Below are 20,565 nucleotides of genomic sequence, written 5' to 3' on the forward strand. Positions count from 1 at the left end.
ACTGACTGCTCCGGCAGACAGGACCGAGATGGCCGACCAAAGCGACTGGCCCACCCTCGACGAGATGTTCGAGTGGCTGGAGCGGATGCCCGTCCCCGAAGGTTTCAAGACCGAGATCGTCGAGGGGGGCATCTTCGTCACGCCACAGCGGGACACCCACTGGGAGATCACCGCGGCCCTCCACGAACAGGTGCGCGCCAAGTACCCGCGCAGGCGCGTGAAGTCCGACGTCCGCATCGACTACCCCGGACACCTCAACGGCTTCGCCTCCGACGTCGTCGCGCTGGCGGAGGGTGCCCTGAAGGACGAGAGGGGTCACTGGCGTCCCGGGGACGTCGAGCTGGTCGCCGAGGTGATCTCCCAGGGCACGGCCAGGAACGACTACGGCCCGAAGAAGGACGCCTTCGCGGCAGCCGGAGTGCCGGTGTACCTGATCGTGGACCCGTACACCGGCACATGGCACCTGCACACCCTGCCGAAGGACGGCGATTACCGGGGTGTCCTCAGCCTCGACTTCGGTGACGAGATCGACCTGAACGACACCCCGGTCGGCCTCGTCCTCAAGACCGACGAGTTCCCCCGCGACTGACCCGTTCCCGCCGGACCGGACGCCCCCGGGCTACGCCACCGCCGCCAGTTCCTTGCCCTGTTCGCGGGGGACCAGGTTGACCTGGGGGTGGCCGCGGTGCCAGGCGATGGAGAGGCGCAGGCCGCCGACGCGGGTCAGGACCAGGCCGACGGTGGCGGCCGCGACGAGGGAGACGGCACCGCCCACGGCGAAGCCGACGCGGGCGCCGTAGGCGTCGGTGATCCAGCCGACAAGGGGCGCGCCGAGCGGCGTACCGCCCATGAACACCATCATGAACAGGGCCATCACCCGCCCCCGCATGGCCGGGTCGGTGCCCATCTGCACCGCGGTGTTCGCCGTGACGTTGACCGTCAGGCCGAATATCCCGATGGGCGCCATCAGCAGCGCGAACAGCCAGTACGACGGGGCCGCCGCGGCGACGATCTCCAGCGCGCCGAAGGCCGCGGCGGCCGCGATGAGCACGCGCAGCCGGGCGGTGCCGCGGCGGGCCGCGAGCAGGGCGCCGACCAGGGAGCCGACCGCCATCACGGTGTTGAAGAGGCTGTAGGCGCCGGCTCCGGCGTGGAAGACGTCGTCGGCGTAGGCCGACAGCCACACCGGGAAGTTGAAGCCGAAGGTGCCGATGAAGCCGACCAGGACGATCGGCCAGATCAGCTCGGGACGGCCGGCGACATAGCGCAGGCCCTCGCGGAGCTGGCCCTTGCCGCGCGGGGCGCGCTCGACGACGTGCAGCTCGCGGGAGCGCATCAGCAGCAGGCCGGCGATGGGCGCGACGAAGGACAGGCCGTTGGCGAGGAACGCCCAGCCGGTGCCCACGCCGGTGATCATCAGGCCCGCGACGGCGGGACCGATCAGCCGCGCGGACTGGAAGTTCGCGGAGTTCAGGCTGACCGCGTTCTGGAGCTGCTTCGGGCCGACCATCTCCGAGACGAAGGACTGGCGGGCCGGGTTGTCCAGGACCGTGGCCAGGCCGACCGCGAACGCGGCGACGTAGACGTGCCACACCTGGACCTGGCCGGTCAGGGTGAGCGCGGCGAGCGCGAGGCCGGTGACGGCCATGGCCGACTGGGTGGCGAGCAGGGTGGGCCGCTTGGGCAGGCGGTCGACGAGGACGCCGCCGTAGAGGCCGAACAGCAGCATCGGCAGGAACTGCAGGGCCGTCGTGATGCCGACGGCGGCCGAGGAGCCGGTGAGGCTCAGGACCAGCCAGTCCTGCGCGATGCGCTGCATCCAGGTGCCGGTGTTGGAGACGACCTGGCCGAGGAAGAACAGGCGGTAGTTCCTGACCCTCAGCGAGCTGAACATCGAGGACTTACGGGGTGTGTCGGGGGCGGTGCGGGAGTCGTGGGTGGTCGGTGCGGGGGCGGAGTCTGCTCCGGATCCCGTACTCAAAAGGGTTCGCCTCCTTGGCCGGCTGCTCACTCGCCGAGTGGTACGTGTTCTACAGGTGTGCGAGCTTCTCCAGTACGGGGGCGGCGGCGCTCAGTTTGGCCCACTCGTCCTCGTCCAGACCCTCGACCAGGCCGGCCAGGAAGGCGTTCCGCTTGCGGCGGCTCTCCTCCAGCATCGTTTCGGCCTGGGCGGTCCGCGTGACCACCTTCTGACGCCGGTCCTCGGGGTGGGGCTCCAGGCTGACCAGCCCCTTGGCTTCGAGCAGCGCCACGATGCGGGTCATCGACGGCGGCTGCACGTGCTCCTTGCGGGCGAGCTCGCCCGGCGTGGCGCTTCCGCAGTTGGACAGGGTGCCCAGCACCGACATCTCGGTGGGGCTCAGCGACTCGTCGACCCGCTGGTGCTTGAGCCGACGGGACAACCGCATCACGGCGGAGCGCAGGGAGTTCACGGCGGCAGCGTCGTCGCCATGGGTGAGGTCCGGCATGTTCTTTAGCGTAACTCATTACTCTCGCTAAATACCACCGGGGACACACCCTGCGCCCGTGACTCCCGCCACTGAAGTTCTCGTCACTCTTTCGGGTGATCCCGGTGCGGAACATGACGCCTCGCGCGTAAGGGTGCCGCGACCCTCGTGCCATGGGGACCAGTGTGCTCAGCCTGCGCATGGACCACGAGCTGCTCGAACGGCTCAGGTGCCATGCCGCGAAAAGAGGAATGAGCGTCCAGGACTATGTCGTCCGGACGCTCATTCGGGATGACTTCGACGAGCGGTTCCAGGCCGCCGTCGAGGAGACGGAGAGGTTCTACGGGGTCAACCTGACCCCGGGGGATCAGGTCAGGCCGAGGGCCGGCATCAGGTAGTAGAAGGCGAAGACCGCCGCCACCACGTACATCGCCACCGGCACGTCCTTGCCGCGGCCGGCGGCCAGGCGCAGCACCACGAAGGTGATGAAGCCCATGCCGATGCCGTTGGTGATCGAGTAGGTGAACGGCATCATCAGCATCGTCACGAAGGCCGGGATGGCGATCGTGTAGTCCGCCCAGTCGATCTCCTTGACTGAACCGGACAGGATCAGGAAGCCCACCGCGAGCAGCGCCGGGGTGGCCGCCTGGGACGGCACCATGGTGGCGATCGGGGTCAGGAACAGCGCCACGGCGAACAGGGCACCGGTGATGACGTTGGCGAAGCCGGTCCTCGCGCCCTCGCCGACGCCCGCCGTCGACTCGACGAAGCAGGTGGTGGCGGAGGAGGAGCTGGCGCCACCGGCGGCGACCGCGATGCCGTCGACGAAGAGGACCTTGTTGATGCCGGGCATCTGCCCCTGGGCGTCGGTCAGCTTCGCCTCGTCGCTGATGCCCATGATCGTGCCCATGGCGTCGAAGAAGGTCGACAGCAGCACGGTGAAGACGAACAGGACGCCGGTGAGCACACCGACCTTCCCGAAACCGCCGAACAGGCTGACCTTGCCCAGCAGGCCGAAGTCGGGGGTGCTCACCGGACTGCCCGGCCACTTCGGGGTGGTCAGACCCCAGGACGGCACCTTGGCGACGGAGTTGATCACGAGCGCCAGGACGGTCATCGCGATGATCGAGATCAGGATCGCGCCGGGCACCTTGCGCAGGATCAGCGCCAGCGTGAGCAGCGCGCCCAGGATGAAGACGAGAACCGGCCAGCCGTTGAGGTGACCGTCCGCGCCGAGCTGGAGCGGGACGGTGGTGTGGGCGGCGTCCGGGATACGGGAGACGAAGCCGGAGTCGACGAGCCCGATCAGCATGATGAACAGGCCGATACCGATGGCGATGCCCTTGCGCAGGCCGAGCGGCACGGCGTTCATCACGCGCTCACGCAGGCCGGTGGCGACCAGCAGCATCACCACGAAACCGGCGAGGACGACCATGCCCATGGCGTCCGGCCACGTCATGCGCGGCGCGAGCTGAAGCGCGACGACCGTGTTGACGCCGAGGCCGGCGGCGAGCGCGATCGGCACGTTGCCGATGACGCCCATGAGCAGCGTGGTGAACGCGGCGGTCACGACGGTGGCGGTGACGAGCTGGCCGTTGTCGAGCTGGTGCCCGTACATGTCCTTCGCGCTGCCCAGGATGATCGGGTTCAGCACGATGATGTAGGCCATCGCGAAGAAGGTGGCGAAACCGCCGCGGATCTCCCGGGAGAGCGTGCTGCCCCGTTCGGAGATCTTGAAGTAGCGGTCGAGGGCGCCGTACGGGGGCGTACCCGGCTGCTCGGGGGCGGAAGCCTTGGCGGTGGCCGAGGTGGACATGCGGGAGACCTCAAGGGTGCGGGTGAGTAGGGGTTCCGGGCCGGACCGAGGAGCAGAACAGACACCAACAGGTTCCCCCAGGTCCCTGCCGCGACTCCGTCTGTTGTGCATTCCTACGAAGAGAAGTGGCCAGACTCGGACCGTTTCAGTATGAACATATGAAGCACAAAAGACCATCTCCGCGCGTAGACCACGGCTCTGCCAGGGGCGGGACGCTTCTCGCTCACGCCCCGTAAGCTGATCCCCATGGCGAAGTGGACCCCCAAGCACGAGGCGCCGGAGCCCCTGGAGGGCCCCGTGGTCGCCACCATCACCGGCGGCACGATCGTGTGGTTCGTCCTCTTCCTGGTCCAGCTCCCCTTCTACGGCTGGTTCGACGACCACGGCCGCGCCTGGTGGGTGTGGACCTGCCTGGCCGGCGGCGGCCTGGGCCTGATCGGCATCTGGTACGTCCGCAAGCGGGACGCCGCCATCAAGCGGGCGGCCGCGGAGCGGGCGGGGCTGCCGCAGCAGCCGACGTCCACGGAATGACGTCCGTGACGTCCGCCGAACAGGGACCTCGTCAGCGGACGACGTCGGTGTCGCAGCCGGTGTCGTCGAGCTCGGCCGCGAACGGAGCCCCCTCCCAGTCGCCGGCGACGGTGACGGCACGGGCTCCGCACAGACCGGCGATCCGGAGGCACTCGGCCGGGTCCGCCGCGTCGAGCACCCCGCTGAGGTAGCCGGCGGCGAACGCGTCCCCGGCGCCCACCGGGTCGACCACGGCGACCGGCCGGGGCCGCTGCCGGTGGACGGCGCCGTCGACGCAGGCGACGCTTCCGGCGGAGCCGAGCTTGATCACGACCTGACCGGGACCGAGCGCGGCGATGGCCCTCGCCTGCCGCTCGGGGTCCTTCTCGCCGGTGAACAGCAGGGCTTCCTCGGCGGTGGCGAAGAAGATGCCGGACTTGCCGAGCAGATGGCTCAGCACCGGGCGGGCCCGGTCCTCGTCCCACAGCCGGGAGCGGAAGTTGGCGTCGAAGGAGACGGTGACGCCGTGCTCCCCGGCGATGGTGACGGCCCTGTGCACCGCGTCGGACGCGGACGCGCTCAGGGCCGGAGTGATGCCGGTGACGTGCAGGATCCTCGCGCCCGCGATCAGGTCCTCGTCGAGGTCGGCGGGCGCGAGGCGGGAACCGGCGCTGTTGGCGCGGTAGTAGCCGACCTGCACCCGGCCCGAGGCCTGGCGGGTCTTGAGCATCAGGCCGGTCGGCGCGGGATCGCGCACGATCGAGGTCGAGACGGCCTCGGCACGCAGCTCCCGGGCGATGAGCGCGCCGACCTCGTCCGTGCCCAGCCGGCCGATCCAGTGCGCGGCGCGGCCGAGCCGGGCCAGTCCGATGGCCACATTGCTCTCGGCGCCGCCGAAGCCGAGCCGCAGGGTGGGCTGCCGGATCAGCGGCATGCCCGCCGGCTGGGTGAGCAGCCCGATGGACTCGCCGAGGGTGACGACTTCGGGACCCATCGCGCTCACACCGCTTCCTCGATCGACGTGAACAGGGTGGCCGCGCGCCGGGCGATCACCGACACGTCGCCGTCGCGCAGCGCGCTTCCGGTGAGCGCGCCCCCCAGGCTGACCGCGACCGCCCCGGCGGCCACGTACGAGCCGGCGCTCTCCACGGTGATCCCTCCCGACGGGACGAACGGGATGCCGGGGAACGGTTCGCGCAGGCTGCGCAGATGGCCGGGGCCACCGGTGGCGGCGGGGAAGATCTTCACGGCGTCCGCGCCGAGGGCGTGGGCCCGCATCACCTCCGACGGCGACCATGCGCCGACGATGCTCGGCACCCCGTGTCCTGAGGCGATCCGGGGCAGTTCGTCGACCAGGCCGGGCGACACGGCGAACCCGGCTCCGGCGTCGATCGCGGCGCGGGTGAGGGTCTCGTCGGTGAGGGTGCCGGCGCCGATCACCGCGTCGGCCGAGAACTGCCGGACGGTCCGTTCCAGGACGGCCGGGAAGTCCGGTGTGGTGGCGGTCAGTTCGATCGCTCGGACGCCGGCGCGTATGAGCGCGGCCACGGTGGTGACGAGGTGCTCGGTCGTCGCGGGCCGCAGCACGGCCACGACACGGGTCCCGGTCAGGGCCGGGGGCAGGGGCAGGGGGGCCGCCGATCGGGCCACGGAGCAGCTCCTTCGGGATGGTGGGGGGCGGGCCGCCCGGTCGCCGTCGACGAGGCGGGTCACGCCGTGGGTCGGGGATGGTCAGCGGAACCTGATGGCGCTCCGGCCGCGCCGCGCGAGCGGGCTGCGGCCGGGTTCGTCACCGGGGGCGGCCGTGGTCATCCGCGGCCTCCCCACCGCTGCGAGACGGCGCGGGCCGCCGCTGTCACCAGGGGCACCACCCGCGGGACCCGCTCGGCCGGCAGGCGTTCCTCGGGCGCGGACACGCTGATCGCGTGAGTCGCGGCCCCGGTGGCGTCGAAGACCGGGGCGGCGACGCAGCGCACTCCCGCCTCGTTCTCGACGTCGTCGATCGCCCAGCCGCGGGCCCGGGTCCTCGCGAGCTCGGCGCGCAGCGCGTCGCCGTCGGTGATGGTGTTCCCGGTGCGCGGGGCCAGGCCCGCCGCGATCACCGCGTCGACGACGGCGGCATCGGCGTGCGCGAGCATGGCCTTGCCGACGCTGGTGCAGTACGCCGGCTGGGTGCTGCCGACCCGCGACGCCATCCGCACGGGAAGCGGGCTGTCGACCTTGTCGACGTAGACCACGTGGGGGAAGTCCGCCGTGACCAGGTGGACGGTCTCGTTCGTCGACTCCGACAGGTCCCTCAGCACGTCGCGGGCGTCGCGGTGCGGGTCGTTCCCGGCCAGGTACACCTGGCCGAGCTGGGCGTTGCGCCAGCCGAGCCGGTACGCGCCGCCCGGCAGGACCTGGACGAACCGGGCGTCGACGAGCGGTTGCAGCAGGCGCAGCGCCGTGGACTTGCTCAGGCCCTGCCGTGCGGCCAGCTCGGTGAGCGTGCGGCCGCTGCCCTCGGTGTCGTCGCCGAGCCCGACGAGGATCCCGAGCGCCCGGCGCAGCGAGGCCGAGTTGTTGCGCGCGCCGGGGGTGGGGGCGAGCTGATCGGTCAAGACGAGCCTCCTCGTCGCATCGGCGTGCCGGGTCTCGCGCCGAGCGTGCCGAGCATCATAGGCCACGCTCCATGCAATGCAAGGCAGCGTTCTGCACTGCACAACACCGAAGAACCATGCCGCGCGCCCCTCCCGTACGACCGCCGTACGAGCCCCGCTCCTCCCCAGGTCGGATCTTCCGCCTCCTCGACGAGTGAAGCCGCACGACCGCACGTACCGTCGAATGCATGACGCACATCGACGCGGGCGCGGAACTCGACCCCGTGCACCCCGTGCCCGTGAAGGCGGTCCGGTCGACCGGACTCACCTCCGGCGAGGTCGCGGAGCGCATCGCCCGCGGCGAGATCAACGACGTGCCGGTGCGCAGCAGCCGCTCCCTGCCCGACATCGTCCGCGCCAACGTCTTCACCCGGTTCAACGCGATCATCGGCGTCCTGTGGCTGATCACCCTGTTCGTCGCCCCGATCCAGGACAGCCTGTTCGGCTTTGTGATCATCGCCAACACCGGCATAGGCATCATCCAGGAGTGGCGGGCGAAGCAGACCCTCGACTCGCTCGCCGTCATAGGCGAGGCCCGCCCCACGGTGCGGCGCGACGACACCGCCGTCGAGATCGCCACCTCCGAGATCGTGCTCGGCGACCTCATCGAGATCGGCCCCGGCGACAAGGTCGTCGTCGACGGAACCTGCGCCGAGACCGACGGTCTGGAGATCGACGAGTCGATGCTCACCGGCGAGGCGGACCCCGTCGTCAAACGGCCCGGTGACCGTGTGATGTCCGGCAGCTTCGTCGTCGCCGGCGGCGGCGCCTTCCAGGCGACCAGGGTCGGTCGCGGCGCCTACGCCGCCCAGCTCGCCGAGGAGGCCTCCCGCTTCACGCTCGTCCACTCCGAGCTGCGCACCGGCATCTCCACCATCCTCAAGTACGTGACCTGGATGATGGTCCCGACCGCGATCGGCCTGGTCATCAGCCAGCTCGTGGTGAAGGACAACGACCTGAGGGAGTCCGTCGCCCGCACCATCGGCGGCATCGTCCCCATGGTCCCCGAGGGACTGGTCCTGCTCACCTCCGTCGCCTTCGCCATCGGCGTGATCCGGCTGGGCCGCAAGCAGTGCCTCGTGCAGGAACTGCCCGCCATCGAGGGCCTCGCCCGCGTCGACACCGTCTGCCTGGACAAGACCGGCACCCTCACCGAGGGCGGCATGGACGTCACCGAGCTGAGGTCGCTGGACGGCTACGACGAGTCGTACGTGCGCAAGGTCCTCGGCGCGCTCGGCGAGTCCGACCCGCGCCCCAACGCCTCCCTCCAGGCGATCATCGCCGCCTGCCCGGACAGCGAGGAGTGGCGCTGTGTGGAATCGCTGCCCTTCTCCTCCGCCCGCAAGTACAGCGGCGCGAGCTTCAGCGAGGGCGACGGCGAGTCCAGCACGTGGCTGCTGGGCGCCCCGGACGTGCTGCTGCCCGCCGAGGCCCCCGCGCTCGCCGAGACCGGGCGGCTGAACGAGCAAGGTCTGCGTGTGCTGCTGCTCGCCCGCGCCTCCCGCGACCTGGACGATCCGGAGGTGGCCCGGACCGTGCGGCCGGCCGCGCTCGTCGTGCTGGAGCAGCGGCTGCGGCCCGACGCCGCCGAGACCCTGCGCTACTTCGCCGAGCAGGACGTCCGCGCCAAGGTCATCTCCGGCGACAACGCGGTGTCCGTCGGCGCGGTCGCCGCGAAGGTCGGCCTCGACGGGACCGCCGTCGACGCCCGCCGGCTGCCCGCCGGGCGGGAGGAGATGGCCCCGGTGGTGGCCGGAGGCACGGTGTTCGGGCGGGTCACCCCGCAGCAGAAGCGGGACATGGTGGGCGCCCTCCAGTGGCGCGGGCACACGGTCGCGATGACCGGCGACGGGGTGAACGACGTACTGGCGCTGAAGGACGCGGACATCGGCGTGGCGATGGGCTCGGGGTCGGAGGCCACCCGGGCGGTCGCGCAGATCGTGCTGCTGAACAACAGCTTCGCCGTCCTGCCGTCCGTGGTCGCGGAGGGGCGCCGGGTGATCGGGAACATCACCCGGGTCGCGACCCTGTTCCTGGTGAAGACGGTCTACTCGGTGCTGCTGGCGGTGCTGGTGGTGTGCGCGCAGGTGGAGTACCCGTTCCTGCCCCGGCATCTGACCCTGCTGTCCACGCTCACCATCGGCGTGCCGGCCTTCTTCCTGGCCCTGGCCCCGAACACGGAACGGGCCCGGCCCCACTTCGTACGGCGGGTCATGCGCTACGCGGTGCCGGGCGGGGCTGTGGCCGCCGTGGCGACCTTCGTGACGTATCTGGTCGCCCGCCACCACTACACGGGGCCGGGCGCCCTGGACGCGGAGACCAGCGCGGCCACGCTGACGCTGTTCCTGGTCTCGATGTGGGTCCTGGCGATCGTCGCCCGCCCCTACACCTGGTGGCGGATCACGCTGGTGGCCTCGATGGGCGTGGCGTTCCTCGTCGTCCTGGCGGTACCCGCGTTCCAGGACTTCTTCGCGCTGAAGCTGGAGGGGACGACGATGCCGTGGCTCGCGGTGGGCATCGCGGTGGTCGCGGCGGCCGTCCTGGAGTTCCTGTGGAAATGGACGGGCCGCCGCTTTCCCGACTAGTGCTGTGGCCGGAAAGCCGGGTGGCTTACTTCTTCACACGGACCAGGTCACCCGCGGCATTGACCGCAGGAGTGGTGGAGTTGCCCGCGAAGACGAAGCGGTAGTAGCCGTCGGCGGTGGCCTTCGTGGTCGCCTTGAAGGTGCCCGCGGAGTTCGCCTTGACGGTCTTCAGCGTCTTGTAGGTGGTGGTGCCCTTCTTCTTGAACTGAAGCTTCACCGCCTGGCCCTTGTAGACCGAGTACTTGCCGCTCTCCCAGTTGGCCCGGGTCAGCTTGCCGGTGACGGTGACGGTCTTGCCCTTCTTCACCGGCTTCGGCTTGGCGCTCGTGGTCAGCTTGGAGTTGCGCTGCACCAGCGTGGTGCCGAGGGCGCCCTTCTCGGCGTAACCGACCTGGCTCAGGTCGAAGTCGCGCGACATGGGGTCCTGGCCGTTGAGCGCGACGGCAAAGGCGCCCGCCCGCCAGGTGCCGGCGTCGATGTTGTCCAGGTCGCCGTCCGCCGGATAGATGTCGATCTTGGACTTGCAGGTGGCCGTGGTCTCCGAGGTGACGGAGCAGCTGGCCAGGTCCTCGCCGGAGAGTTCGTTCTGCGGCCTGTCGAAGGAGCCCTTGTACAGGTAGGCCTCGGAGAAGAAGTCCTCGGCGCGCACGTCCACGTCGGCGCCGAACTTCATGGTGTAGGTGATCGTCGTGGACACGCGGTTGGTGGTGCCGACCTTGAGCGCCTTGGCGACCTTGAGGTTGGAGAAGGTGACGCCCAGGTCGTACGGCATGTCATCGTCGCCGGCGACGCTGGCCTTGATCCCGGCCTTGGCGGTGGACGGCGCGTGGACAGCCTGGAAGATCTTCGCGGCGTCCGCGCGGTGGGTGGAGGGGCCGGCGGCGTGCGCGGCGGGCACGGCGAGAGCGGAAAGGGCCAGGGCGCCGGTCACGGCGGCCACGGTGGCTCGTATACGCATGCGTTTCCCCAAGTGGAGAAAGGGGCCGGCGCCGGTCGTTCCTCGCGGTCCGTCCTCGGCGCGGGGCCCAATGATCGTGTGGTCTGTCTGACTCACATGATCAGATCCCCGACCCGTGAAGAAGGTTGCACGGAAATCTGGATTTCCTGTGAGCGGCCTGTCCGTGCCGTCCGTGCCTGGCAGGCGCCCGCTCCCTGAGGCCGACCCGGGAGAGTCCGGGCCGGCCCCCCGGCGAGCGGGTTACTTCTTCACGCTGACCAGGTCACCCGCGGCGTTGACCGCCGGGGTGGTGGAGTTGCCCGCGAAGACGAAGCGGTAGTAGCCGTCGGCGGTGGCCTTCGTGGTCGTCTTGAGGGCGCCCGCGGAGTCCGTCTTGACGGTCTTCAGCGTCTTGTAGGTGGTGGTGCCCTTCTTCTTGAACTGAAGCTTCACCGCCTGACCGCTGTACCCCGAGTACTTGGCGCCGTCCCAGTTGGCCCGCGTCAGCTTGCCGGTGACGGTGACGGTCTTGCCCTTCTTCACCGGCTTCGGCTTGGCGGCCGTGGTCAGCTTGGACAGGCGCTGGACCTTGGTGGAGCCGAGGTCGCCCTGCCAGGTCGCGTTCTCGCCCTCGTCCACGGCGAGCGCGCCGACCTTCCAGGCACCGGCTTCGGAGTTCACCAGGTCCCGGGCCGGGCGGATGTCGATGGTCGCCGTGCAGTTGAGGACCGTCGAGGACGCGGCCTTGCAGGTACCGGCGTCGTCGCCGCCCTGGAGGTCGGCGGGCGAGGTGATCTTGGCGCCGAGGTAGAGAACCGGACCGGTGCCGAAGGTGTCGGGATCGAGGCTCGCGGGGTGGGTCACGGTGTAGGTGACGGGAACCGAGACCTTGCCCGTGGCGCCGACGACGATGTTCTTGCCCTTGTTCACCTTGACGTTCGAGAAGGTGACGGCTGGGCCGGGGGCGCCGGCGGCGTGCGCGGCGGGCACGGCGAGAGCGGAGAGGGCCAGGGCGCCGGACACGGCGGCCACAGTGGCTCGTATACGCATGCGTTTCCCCAAGTGGAGAAAGGGGCCGGCGCCGGTCGTTCCTCGCGGTCCGTCTTCGGCGCGGGGCCCAATGAAGGTGGAGTCTGTCTGACTCACATGATCAGATCCCCGACCCGTGGAGAAGGTTGCACGGAAATCTGGATTTTCCGTGCCCGCCCGGGCGACGGCCGCGACCGGCCGCCGCCGGGGCAGAACCGGTGCCGCCTACTTCACGCTGACGAGGTCGGCCTTGGCGTCGACCGCCGAGGTGGCCGAGTTCCCCGCGAACGAGTAGCGGTAGTAGCCGGTGGCCGTGGCCTTGGTCGTGGTCTTCAGCCCGCCCTTGGAGTCCGTCTTGACGGTCTTCAGCGTCGTGTAGGTGCTGGAGCCCTTCTTCTTGAACTGAAGCTTCACCGCCTGGGAGGCGTAGCCGCCGTACTTCAGCGTCTCCCAGTTGGCCCGGGTGAGCGCGCCCGTGACCGTTATGGTCTTGCCCTTCTTCACCGGCTTGGGCGTGGCGCCGGTGGTCAGCTTGGCGGCGCGCTGGAAGAGGAAGGAGCCGGCCTTCTCCTTCCAGATGTAGTCCCCGTCGTTGGCGTCGATCCACGCGTCGACGTACCAGCGGCCGGCGTTCTTGTTGCTGAGGTAGTCGACCTTCGGGTCGACCTTCACCGAGCCGGTGCAGGTCGAGGTGGTGGCGTTGACGACGGTGCAGGTCGGCTTGCTGCTCGTGGCGAATCCGAAGCCGGGGCCCTCCAGCGTGAACGAGTCGGCCCGCTTGATGCCCGAGTTGTCCGTCGCCGTGACGCTGACCTTGATCGTCTTCAGCCCGGACGTCGAGATGGCCACCTTGTTGTCGCCGTCGACGACGACCTTGGTGATCTTGACGTCGCCGAACCCGCCGTCGGCCTGCGCGGCCGGGACGGCGAGAGCGGACAGGGCCAGCGCGCCGGTCACGACGGCGGCTGAAGCACGAATGCGCATGTGTTGTCCCCACGTTCAGGAGGCCGGGCCGCCGCGGCTCGACACCGTGCGCCCGGTCCATGTCCGAGGAGCCTGCTGACTCCACTGACATGACCGGGGACGGAAGTGAAAGGTTGTACGACTGATGACGGATGTGCGGAGGATGCGTGAAGACGGGGCCGCCTAGACCAGCAGCTCGCCGTTGCGGGCCACCACTCGTCCGCCGGACATCACGAGTTCGCGCCGAGGGGACCGCATCAGGGCGTCCTGCACGTTCTCGGCGTCGACCAGCACGATGTCCGCGCGGGCGCCTGCCGCGAGGTCGTGGACGCCCCGGTGCACGAAGCCCGCCGCGCGGGTGGTGGCGAGTTCCACCGCGTAGCCGAGGTCCTCGTCGGTCCGCAGGTCGTGGAGCCGCGCGAAGTCCAGGGCCACGCGCAGCAGATCGCCGTCACCGAACGGCGACCACAGGTCGCGGATCCCGTCGGTGCCCAGACCCACCGGCATCCCCCGGTCCCGCATCCCGCGCCAGGGCAGCGGCGCCGTGCCCACCGGCGCGACCGTCGACCAGGAGACGCCGGCCTCGGCCAGTTCGTCGAGCAGGTCGGCCTGCCGGCCCGCCGGCAGTTCCCCGAGGGCGAAGCCGTGGGAGACGTTGACCTTCCCGCGCAGCCCCGCGCGACGGGTGCGCTCGGCGATGAGCTCGAACTGGAAGGCGCCCAGCTCACCACCGTCGTGCAGGTGGATGTCGACACCGACCCCGCGCCGCTCGGCGATCTCGAACAGCCCGTCGAGCTGCTTCACCGGGTCGCGGTCGATCGCCGCCGGGTCGAGTCCGCCGATACTGGTCGCCCCGTGCGCCGCCGCCTGGTCCAGCAGGTCCAGGACGCCGGGCCGGCGGATCACCCCGTCCTGCGGGAACGCGACGATCTCCACCTCGATCGCGCCGCCGAGCGCCTCCGCCGCCCCGCGGACGGCGTCGATCCCCCGCAGGCCGATTCCCAGGTCGACGTCGACGTGGCTGCGCACCGCGGTGACGCCGTGCCGCAGGAACTCCCTCAGCACCGTGAGGCTGTTGTCCACGCCGGGAATGCCGAGCGCGTCCCGCTCGGCCCGCTCGTGCGCGATGCGTCCCGCGATGGTGGACTCGCCGCCGTACGACACCCATGGGCGGCCCCACCAGCTCTTGTCCACATGGGCGTGCGCGTTGATGAAGCCGGGCAGGGCGAGCAGTCCTCCGCCGTCCACACGCTCACCGGGCTCGCCCGCGGCACCGGCGGGCACCAGATCGCGGATCTTCCCGTCGGAGACGACGATGTCGACGGCCGCCATGCCCCAGGGGCGGACATTGGTCAGAGTCAGATCAGCCATGCCGGAATGGTATACCGGAAGGCCGTACGTCGGACTCACGCCAAGACAGCTCGCCGTGCGCGGCGATCGCACGTCGGCTGCCCTTGGGGCGCCCTGATCCAGCGCCCCGCGAGACGGCGGCTATTTGGTATACAGGTTCAGTCGAACCAGCGATCCCGTGCCAGTTCCTCCGTCCGGGACGGGTCCTCCAGGAGTGCCGCGACCTCGAAGCGGCGCGGCCACTGGCCCGACGCCCAGGCGAGGCCGGCGGCCACGCCCTCCAGGGTGGCCGCGTGCAGGACGCCGTCGGAGGTGAGACGCCAGTCCAGCCCGGTGCCGTCGACGACCAGTTCCTCGTGCTCGACGTAGGTGCGGGGGGTGCGCGCTCCGAGCAGGATCCGGAGCGGCTCCGGCACGTCGTGCTCGGCGCCCTCGGAGTCGACCTCGCCGGTGACGGACTCGCTCAGCCGCCGCACCTGGAACAGCTCGGCCAAGTCGGCGGCCAGCGCGGGCCGTACGGGCAGCAGCGGGACGCCCCCGGTGAGCGGCAGCAGGTCGGGCGAGTCGCACACCACGGCGTCGGCGGCGTCCACGACCTCCACCCGGCCGTCGACCACGGCCCGCACCTCGTCCGGCAGGGTCACCTGTTCCGGGTCGAGTTCGGCCAGCGCGCCGTACAGGGCGTGCAGTTGGGCGGGCGCGACGGGTCGCTCGGGATCGGCGAGCCGTTCCAGCAGCTCCGCGGCACCGCCCGGTTCCTCGAGCAGCGCGGCGACGCTCGTACGCACGCCGAGCGCCCGCAGCACCTGTTCGTCGTCGAAGCCGGAGGCGTCGGCCTCCTCGTACAGTCCGCGCAGCAGCGGGTCGGAGCCGGCGGCGCGCAGACCGGCCGGACGGCGCCCGCCGAGCACCGGGTGCCCGCGCAGCCACCACGCGGTGTACGGCCGGACGATCTCGTGGGTGCCGTCGGGCAGCAGGATCCGCACCGGCTGGGTGAGCGCGTCCCTGAGCGGCGGCTGGGCCAGCAGCGCGAGCGCCCGGGGCCACTGGTCGTCGTCGACGAGGTCCAGGTCGCGCACGGCGACGATCTCGGTGGCGACCGGCGGCACGGGGGTGTCCGGGAACCGGTCGAGCAGGTCCTCGCACCACACGTCGACCGCGTCGAGCAGCCCGGGGTCGTCCGGTTCGGGGAAGTCCCCTTCGCGCGGGTCGAGTTCGTCCGGGTCGAGGACGACGTCCGTGGCCCGGACCAGGGCGAAGTTGGCGAGCACACCGCACGCGGCGAGGGGCTGTTCTCCCCACTTCCCGGCCAGCTCGGCGTCCACGGCGGGGAGTTCACCCTCGCGCATGAGGCGGGCGAACGGGCCTCCGGGCAGGACGAGTTCGCCCGCCGGGGCGAGTTCGCCGTCCTCGTCGGGCAGGGCGAGCGCGCCCAGCCAGGGCTCGTCACCGGGTTCGAGTCCGGCGTCCCGGACCAACGCGAGGACGGTCTCGGCGAGTTCCTCGGCGTCCGGGGTGTCCTCGTCCCATCCACCGGTGTCCTCGTCGAGGGAGGCGGCGACGGCGGCCCGCACCTGCGGGGTGGTGAGCACGGCACGCGGCGTCGCGGGCAGGGCGCCGAGCTTCTCCAGCAGGGGATGGACGGCGTCCGGGTGGGCGACCTTCAGTCCGAGCCGGGCCAGCAGCTCCGGGTCGGCGAGGGCGGCGCCGGCGACGGGCAGCAGGACCTGCCGGGGCCCGATGGTGGTACGGCTGTCGGCCAGCGGCACGGGCAGCCCGGAGAGCCGGTCGGGGTCGACGCCCGCGAGGCTGTCGTACAGGCTCCTCCACCAGCCTGGCTCCTTCTCCAGGCCGGCCAGCCGGTCGACGGCGTCGGTCAGCGGCAGGCGGGCCACGCCCAGCGTGCGCAGTTCCACGCGCCGTTCGAGTCCGGCGGGCAGCAGGGTGGGCAGCACCTCGGCGAGGACGCGCACGGTGCCGGCGCCGGCGCCCTCGACCACCTCGGCGTCCCGGGGGCGGAGGGTTTCGGGCAGGTCGGAGTCGTCGTCCTGATGGGCGGCGGCCACGGCCGCGGGCGGCAGGAAGGAGGTGCGCGGCAGCCGGTCGAGGACGGCCTGCCGCAGCGCGCCGTCCAGTTCGCCCTTGCCCAGGGGTCCCGGCACGAGGCCGATGACGCCCTCGGCCACCGGCCGCCAGCCGGCGAGGAGTTCGGCGTAGGCGTCGGCCGCGCGCTGCACGAGGAAGTCGGTGAGCGGGCCGGGCGCGGTGTGGCGGCGTGTGCTGTCCAGCGGGAACGAGGCGATGAGCAGGGCCGGCACGCCGAGGGGTTCCTCGCTGGGGGTGGGCGCGTGCACGACGGGGCTGGTGCGGGGGCGGGCCGGGCCGCCGTCGGCGTCCACCGGGACGGCCCAGGTGACCGACCAGTGCGGGCGCAGGCGCTCCTCCACCGGGCGGTCGGCGAGGAGTTCGGGCGTGAGCGGTCCGTGCGCGCCCGCGGTGCGCCAGCGGGTCGTGCCCTCGCGGGTGTCCTCCACGACGGTCAGGGCGCCCTGGGTGCGGCGGCGCAGGGTGCGCGGTGCGGCGTCGCCGATCTCGACCACGACCTCCTCGAGCCCGGGCAGGGCGAGGAGCAGGGCGTCGTCGACGGCGTGCAGGAGGCGTTCGGCGAGGTCGGCGGCGGCCGCGTCGCGCAGGCGCAGGATGACGACCGTGTCGTAGGGGCCGGGCGCGGTGCCCTCGGCGGCGAACGGCAGCCGCAGCAGCGGTACGTGTCCTTCGCGGCGGCGGATCTCGTCGCCGAGGCCGGGGCTGTGCCGTGCGGTCTCCTCGGCGAGCGCGCGGGCCTCGGCCAGCGACCACCGGACACCGCCGTGCCGGCCGACGACGGCGGGCTCGTCGGTGACGGCGAGGACGGCGGCGAAGCCGACGCCGAAGCGGCCGACGGCGCGGTCGCGGGCGTCGTCGCGCTTGGCGGAGGCCCGGAGCGTGGCCAGCGACTCCACACCGGCCGCGTCGAGCGGGGCGCCGGTGTTGGCGGCGAGCAGCACGCCGTCGCGCAGGGTGAGCCGCAGCCGGCCGGGCACGTCCGCGCGGGCGGCGGCGTCGGCGGCGTTCTGCGCCAGCTCGACGACGAGCCGGTCCCGGTAGCCGCCGAGGACGAGGTCCTCCTCCGCGTTGGCGTCCTCACGGAATCGGGCCGGGCTGGTGGCCCAGGCGTCCAGCACGCCGCGGCGCAGGCGCGCGGTCCCGAACGGATCCCCTCCGGCGGACGGCTGCACCAACATGCTCACGTTCACTCTCCTCATCGGCGTGACGACGAAGGTACCGCGCACGGGAGAGGCCATTCGCCCGGCGGACGGCCGGACCGGTCAAGACCGGTCACGGGGCAGACCGGGGCCTGCCTGTCCTGCCCGTCCTAGGAGTGCCCCAGCTCGGCGGTCTCGTCGTCCCCGGTCACCGGAACCGAGCCGGAGTCCTCGGCCGGACGCAGCGGGAAGGGGTCCACGCGCGTCTCGTCGATCACCGGCGGGGGCGGCTGCGGAGGCTTGGGCATCACCGCGGCCTCGGAGTGCCCGCCGCAGCCGTACGTCAGGGAGACCATGCGGCCGTCGGCCGGGGAGAACTCGTTCGCGCACACGCCGAAGGCCTGGCCGAGCAAACCGCCGATCGGCACCAGGAAGCCGCAGCTCACGCAGGCCGCCGGGGCCGCCTGGGCCATCGGGGTCTTCGCGCCGAAGCCCTCCTCCCAGCGGTCGGCGGCGACATGCAGGCCGTAGCGGGACAGGACCCGGGCGCGGCGCATGCCCAGTTCCTCGGCGAGCGCGGAGATCGAACCGCGGGACGGCGCGGTGGGGAGGTTGCTCGGCGGACCCGCCGTGACCTCGGCGTCCTCCGCCTCCGCCAGCTCGGCCATCTCCCCGGAGACGGCGGCGTTCGGCGCGGGCTCGTCCTCGCCGGAGTAGCCGGGTTCCAGGCGGAGGTCCTCGGCGTCGGTGGGCAGCAGGTCGCCGGGGCCCATGTCGCCCGGGCGCAGGCGCTCGCTCCACGGCACCCACTCGGGGGCGAGCAGCGCCTCCGGGCCGGGGAGCAGGACGACCTCGTCCAGGGTGACGATCTTGGCGCGTGAGGCGCGGGCCACGGTGACGGCCCAGCGCCAGCCCCGGTACCCGAACTCCTTGCACTCGAAGAAGTGCGTGACGACCCGGTCGCCCTCGGAGAGCACTCCCGCGTGCTCGCCGACGACACCGGGCGCGGCCGCCTCCTCGGCCGCGGCCCGGGCGAGGTCGACGGCCTCGGCGCACAGGCGGTCGGGGGTGCGGCTTCGCGTGGTCGCTGCGCTCACAGGTATCGCTTCTCTCCTACGCCGTCTCTCGGGTGCGCCGGCCTGAAGGCGGCGGGGCGGACGGAGCGGACCCTGGGACCGCGTCGACGTCCGCGCCCGATCGCGCTCGGGCGCACCTACGTCATCCATTCTGCGGTATGCCCGTAAGGCGCGCGGTCGAGAACGTTCGCCACGGCGCGCTACGCACGCTACCTTCTCGTCGCCGCTCGGCCTACACCGACGTTGTCTTCACCGCGCCGCACCGGAACTTTCCCACCGCCGTCGCCCCCCGCCGAACCCCGCGGAGAACCCACCACCGCGAACGCGGCCCCGCCGCGTTCGGGACGGTCCCGCCGCCGCGAGCGCCGCCGTGTGTGCCGGGGCCGGGTGGGTGGGTTCGGGGTGTCTGGTTGGTCGCATCCGCGCCGCCATGGCGCTACCCGTGCCCTTTCCGGGGCAGTATGACGGGGTGGCAGCCGCGAGGACGCCCCCGGGAACCACCGGCGTCGGTGGGGACAAGGGGGTCAAGGGGAGCAGCCGGGGCAGCGGTTCGGGCCGGTTCGGCGAGTCCGTCCGCGCGGTCGGGCGTGCCCTGCACCTGCCCGTGACCGGAACGGTCCGCGGCATCCGCAGGGCGACCAACGCCCACGGCGCCGGCGAGTCCGGGCTCGGCAGGCTGATCGAACTGCACGCGGTGAACGGCGCCGGCGACGTCATGATCACCGTGGCGCTCGCCTCCACCGTCTTCTTCTCCGTTCCCACCGACGAGGCCCGCGGCCGCGTCGCGCTGTACCTCGCCATCACCATGGCGCCCTTCACGGTCCTCGCGCCCGTGATCGGTCCCCTCCTCGACCGCCTCCCGCACGGCCGCCGCGCCGCGATGGCCGCCGCGATGCTGGCCCGCGCCCTGCTCGCCCTGATCATCGCGGGCGCCGCCGCCAGCGGCAGCCTGGAGCTGTACCCGGCCGCGCTGGGCGTGCTGGTCGCCTCGAAGGCGTACGGCGTGGTCAGGAGCGCCGTCGTACCCCGGCTGATGCCACCCCGCTTCTCCCTGGTCAAGGCGAACTCGCGGGTCACCCTCGGCGGGCTGCTCGCGACCGGCGTGGCCGCCCCCATCGGCGCGGGCCTCCAGACCCTCGGCCCGCGCTGGCCGCTCTACGGCGCCTTCGTGATCTTCGTCGCGGGAACGTTCCTGTCGTTCGCCCTGCCCCCGAAGGTCGACTCGGCCAAGGGCGAGGACCGGGCGCTGCTCGCCGCGGACGAGCAGCATCTGCGCGGCCCGCGCCGAAAGCCGCTGAAGCGCCCCGGCCTGCGCACCGTCGGCACGGCCGTCACCCACGCCCTCGCCGCGAACGCAGCCCTGCGCTGCCTGTCCGGATTCCTGATCTTCTTCCTCGCCTTCCTGCTCCGTGAGCACCCGCTGACCGGCGAGAGCGCGGCGGTCTCGCTGGGCATCGTGGGCGTCGCGGCGGGCGCGGGCAACGCGCTGGGCACGGCGGTCGGGGCCTGGCTGAGATCGCGCGCGCCCGAGATCATCATCGTGACCGTCGTCGCCATCGTCCTGGGCGCGGCGGTCACGGCCGCGGTCTTCTTCGGCGCGTTCCTGGTGGCCTGCCTGGCCGCGATCGCCGGCTTCGGGCAGGCGCTGGCCAAGCTGTCCCTGGACGCACTGATCCAGCGGGACGTGCCCGAACCGGTGCGGACCTCGGCGTTCGCCCGCTCCGAGACACTGCTCCAGGTGGCCTGGGTGCTCGGCGGGGCGATCGGCATCGTGCTGCCGCTCAACGGCGTGCTGGGCCTGTCGGTGGGCGCCGGGCTCGTGGCCGCCGGCTGGCTGCCCACCGTCCGCGGCCTGCTCGCCTCGGCCCGGCACGGGGGCACCACGCGGCCCCGGGTGGCGTGAGGCGCCGTACCGGGGCAGTGCAGTACGGTACGTCGCACCCCCGCGTGGGCGGGGAGCCCGGCGCG

17 protein-coding genes are annotated in these 20,565 nt (G+C 72.0%); 5 read left to right on the forward strand and 12 right to left on the reverse strand.

Going from position 1 to position 20,565, the window contains the following annotated elements; genetic code table 11:
- Positions 1–28: 28 nt before the first annotated feature.
- Positions 29–589 carry a Uma2 family endonuclease gene (locus tag CG719_RS14245; protein WP_100568979.1) on the forward strand — a complete coding sequence of 187 codons (561 nt, stop codon included), beginning with the start codon at positions 29–31 and terminating at the stop codon, positions 587–589.
- A 30-nt stretch (positions 590–619) separates the two neighbouring features.
- Here CG719_RS14245 and CG719_RS14250 read toward each other — a convergent pair whose 3' ends face one another.
- Entirely contained in the window at positions 620–1,981 is a 1,362-nt protein-coding gene (locus tag CG719_RS14250; RefSeq protein ID WP_100568980.1) for an MFS transporter, read from the reverse strand.
- Between the two features lie 49 nt (positions 1,982–2,030).
- Positions 2,031–2,468: a MarR family winged helix-turn-helix transcriptional regulator gene (locus CG719_RS14255; RefSeq protein ID WP_100568981.1), complete on the reverse strand. Its 438-nt coding sequence runs from the start codon at positions 2,466–2,468 to the stop codon at positions 2,031–2,033.
- 152 nt (positions 2,469–2,620) lie between these two features.
- On the opposite strand from CG719_RS14255, the gene CG719_RS14260 reads away from it, so the two are divergent.
- Complete coding sequence (locus CG719_RS14260) at positions 2,621–2,845, forward strand: ribbon-helix-helix protein, CopG family (RefSeq protein ID WP_100568982.1); 225 nt, start codon at positions 2,621–2,623, stop codon at positions 2,843–2,845.
- Here CG719_RS14260 and CG719_RS14265 read toward each other — a convergent pair.
- Complete coding sequence (locus CG719_RS14265) at positions 2,815–4,263, reverse strand: NCS2 family permease (RefSeq protein WP_100568983.1); 1,449 nt, start codon at positions 4,261–4,263, stop codon at positions 2,815–2,817. The genes CG719_RS14260 and CG719_RS14265 overlap by 31 nt on opposite strands.
- A gap of 246 nt (positions 4,264–4,509) precedes the next feature.
- Between CG719_RS14265 and CG719_RS14270 the strand changes: the two genes are divergently transcribed.
- Positions 4,510–4,794, forward strand: a complete 285-nt coding sequence (locus tag CG719_RS14270; protein WP_100568984.1) for a DUF2530 domain-containing protein — start codon at positions 4,510–4,512, stop codon at positions 4,792–4,794.
- Between the two features lie 31 nt (positions 4,795–4,825).
- Here the strand turns inward: CG719_RS14270 and CG719_RS14275 are convergent, their stop codons facing one another.
- The 3 genes from CG719_RS14275 to CG719_RS14285 all read right to left on the reverse strand — a co-directional run bounded on the left by CG719_RS14275 (position 4,826) and on the right by CG719_RS14285 (position 7,373).
- Positions 4,826–5,767: a sugar kinase gene (locus tag CG719_RS14275; RefSeq protein WP_100568985.1), complete on the reverse strand. Its 942-nt coding sequence runs from the start codon at positions 5,765–5,767 to the stop codon at positions 4,826–4,828.
- 5 nt (positions 5,768–5,772) lie between these two features.
- Positions 5,773–6,423 carry a bifunctional 4-hydroxy-2-oxoglutarate aldolase/2-dehydro-3-deoxy-phosphogluconate aldolase gene (locus CG719_RS14280; protein ID WP_159024878.1) on the reverse strand — a complete coding sequence of 217 codons (651 nt, stop codon included), beginning with the start codon at positions 6,421–6,423 and terminating at the stop codon, positions 5,773–5,775.
- 158 nt (positions 6,424–6,581) lie between these two features.
- Positions 6,582–7,373: an IclR family transcriptional regulator gene (locus tag CG719_RS14285; protein ID WP_100568987.1), complete on the reverse strand. Its 792-nt coding sequence runs from the start codon at positions 7,371–7,373 to the stop codon at positions 6,582–6,584.
- Between the two features lie 227 nt (positions 7,374–7,600).
- On the opposite strand from CG719_RS14285, the gene CG719_RS14290 reads away from it, so the two are divergent.
- The gene (locus tag CG719_RS14290; RefSeq protein ID WP_100568988.1) at positions 7,601–9,997 is read left to right on the forward strand and encodes an HAD-IC family P-type ATPase; all 2,397 of its coding nucleotides are present in this window, start codon (positions 7,601–7,603) and stop codon (positions 9,995–9,997) included.
- A 25-nt stretch (positions 9,998–10,022) separates the two neighbouring features.
- Here the strand turns inward: CG719_RS14290 and CG719_RS14295 are convergent, their stop codons facing one another.
- The 6 genes from CG719_RS14295 to CG719_RS14320 all read right to left on the reverse strand — a co-directional run bounded on the left by CG719_RS14295 (position 10,023) and on the right by CG719_RS14320 (position 18,618).
- Positions 10,023–10,955, reverse strand: coding sequence for a hypothetical protein (locus tag CG719_RS14295; protein ID WP_100568989.1), 933 nt, complete (start codon positions 10,953–10,955; stop codon positions 10,023–10,025).
- A gap of 240 nt (positions 10,956–11,195) precedes the next feature.
- The gene (locus tag CG719_RS14300) at positions 11,196–11,984 is read right to left on the reverse strand and encodes a hypothetical protein (protein WP_100568990.1); all 789 of its coding nucleotides are present in this window, start codon (positions 11,982–11,984) and stop codon (positions 11,196–11,198) included.
- Positions 11,985–12,188: 204 nt separating this feature from the next.
- Positions 12,189–12,947 carry a calcium-binding protein gene (locus CG719_RS14305; RefSeq protein WP_100568991.1) on the reverse strand — a complete coding sequence of 253 codons (759 nt, stop codon included), beginning with the start codon at positions 12,945–12,947 and terminating at the stop codon, positions 12,189–12,191.
- A 162-nt stretch (positions 12,948–13,109) separates the two neighbouring features.
- Positions 13,110–14,297 carry an amidohydrolase gene (locus tag CG719_RS14310; RefSeq protein WP_100568992.1) on the reverse strand — a complete coding sequence of 396 codons (1,188 nt, stop codon included), beginning with the start codon at positions 14,295–14,297 and terminating at the stop codon, positions 13,110–13,112.
- A 137-nt stretch (positions 14,298–14,434) separates the two neighbouring features.
- Positions 14,435–17,566, reverse strand: coding sequence for a sacsin N-terminal ATP-binding-like domain-containing protein (locus tag CG719_RS14315; protein WP_100568993.1), 3,132 nt, complete (start codon positions 17,564–17,566; stop codon positions 14,435–14,437).
- A gap of 125 nt (positions 17,567–17,691) precedes the next feature.
- Positions 17,692–18,618, reverse strand: a complete 927-nt coding sequence (locus CG719_RS14320; protein WP_100568994.1) for a DUF3027 domain-containing protein — start codon at positions 18,616–18,618, stop codon at positions 17,692–17,694.
- Between the two features lie 448 nt (positions 18,619–19,066).
- Here CG719_RS14320 and CG719_RS14325 point away from each other — a divergent pair, with 448 nt between their 5' ends.
- Positions 19,067–20,500: an MFS transporter gene (locus tag CG719_RS14325; protein ID WP_100568995.1), complete on the forward strand. Its 1,434-nt coding sequence runs from the start codon at positions 19,067–19,069 to the stop codon at positions 20,498–20,500.
- The last annotated feature ends 65 nt before the right edge of the window (positions 20,501–20,565 follow it).

This window comes from Streptomyces sp. CB01373 (assembly GCF_002803075.1).
In the GTDB taxonomy this organism is placed as follows: Bacteria; Actinomycetota; Actinomycetes; order Streptomycetales; family Streptomycetaceae; genus Streptomyces.

What these genes read in the sequence shown, in the direction of transcription:
- CG719_RS14305 (WP_100568991.1), bottom strand. Translation starts at nt 12,947, where the DNA reads ATGCGCATTCGTGCTTCAGCCGCCGTCGTGACCGGCGCGCTGGCCCTG.
- CG719_RS14255 (WP_100568981.1), bottom strand. Translation starts at nt 2,468, where the DNA reads ATGCCGGACCTCACCCATGGCGACGACGCTGCCGCCGTGAACTCCCTG.
- CG719_RS14310 (WP_100568992.1), bottom strand. Translation starts at nt 14,297, where the DNA reads ATGGCTGATCTGACTCTGACCAATGTCCGCCCCTGGGGCATGGCGGCC.
- CG719_RS14290 (WP_100568988.1), top strand. Translation starts at nt 7,601, where the DNA reads ATGACGCACATCGACGCGGGCGCGGAACTCGACCCCGTGCACCCCGTG.
- CG719_RS14260 (WP_100568982.1), top strand. Translation starts at nt 2,621, where the DNA reads ATGGGGACCAGTGTGCTCAGCCTGCGCATGGACCACGAGCTGCTCGAA.
- CG719_RS14245 (WP_100568979.1), top strand. Translation starts at nt 29, where the DNA reads ATGGCCGACCAAAGCGACTGGCCCACCCTCGACGAGATGTTCGAGTGG.
- CG719_RS14300 (WP_100568990.1), bottom strand. Translation starts at nt 11,984, where the DNA reads ATGCGTATACGAGCCACTGTGGCCGCCGTGTCCGGCGCCCTGGCCCTC.
- CG719_RS14270 (WP_100568984.1), top strand. Translation starts at nt 4,510, where the DNA reads ATGGCGAAGTGGACCCCCAAGCACGAGGCGCCGGAGCCCCTGGAGGGC.
- CG719_RS14275 (WP_100568985.1), bottom strand. Translation starts at nt 5,767, where the DNA reads ATGGGTCCCGAAGTCGTCACCCTCGGCGAGTCCATCGGGCTGCTCACC.
- CG719_RS14265 (WP_100568983.1), bottom strand. Translation starts at nt 4,263, where the DNA reads ATGTCCACCTCGGCCACCGCCAAGGCTTCCGCCCCCGAGCAGCCGGGT.
- CG719_RS14295 (WP_100568989.1), bottom strand. Translation starts at nt 10,955, where the DNA reads ATGCGTATACGAGCCACCGTGGCCGCCGTGACCGGCGCCCTGGCCCTT.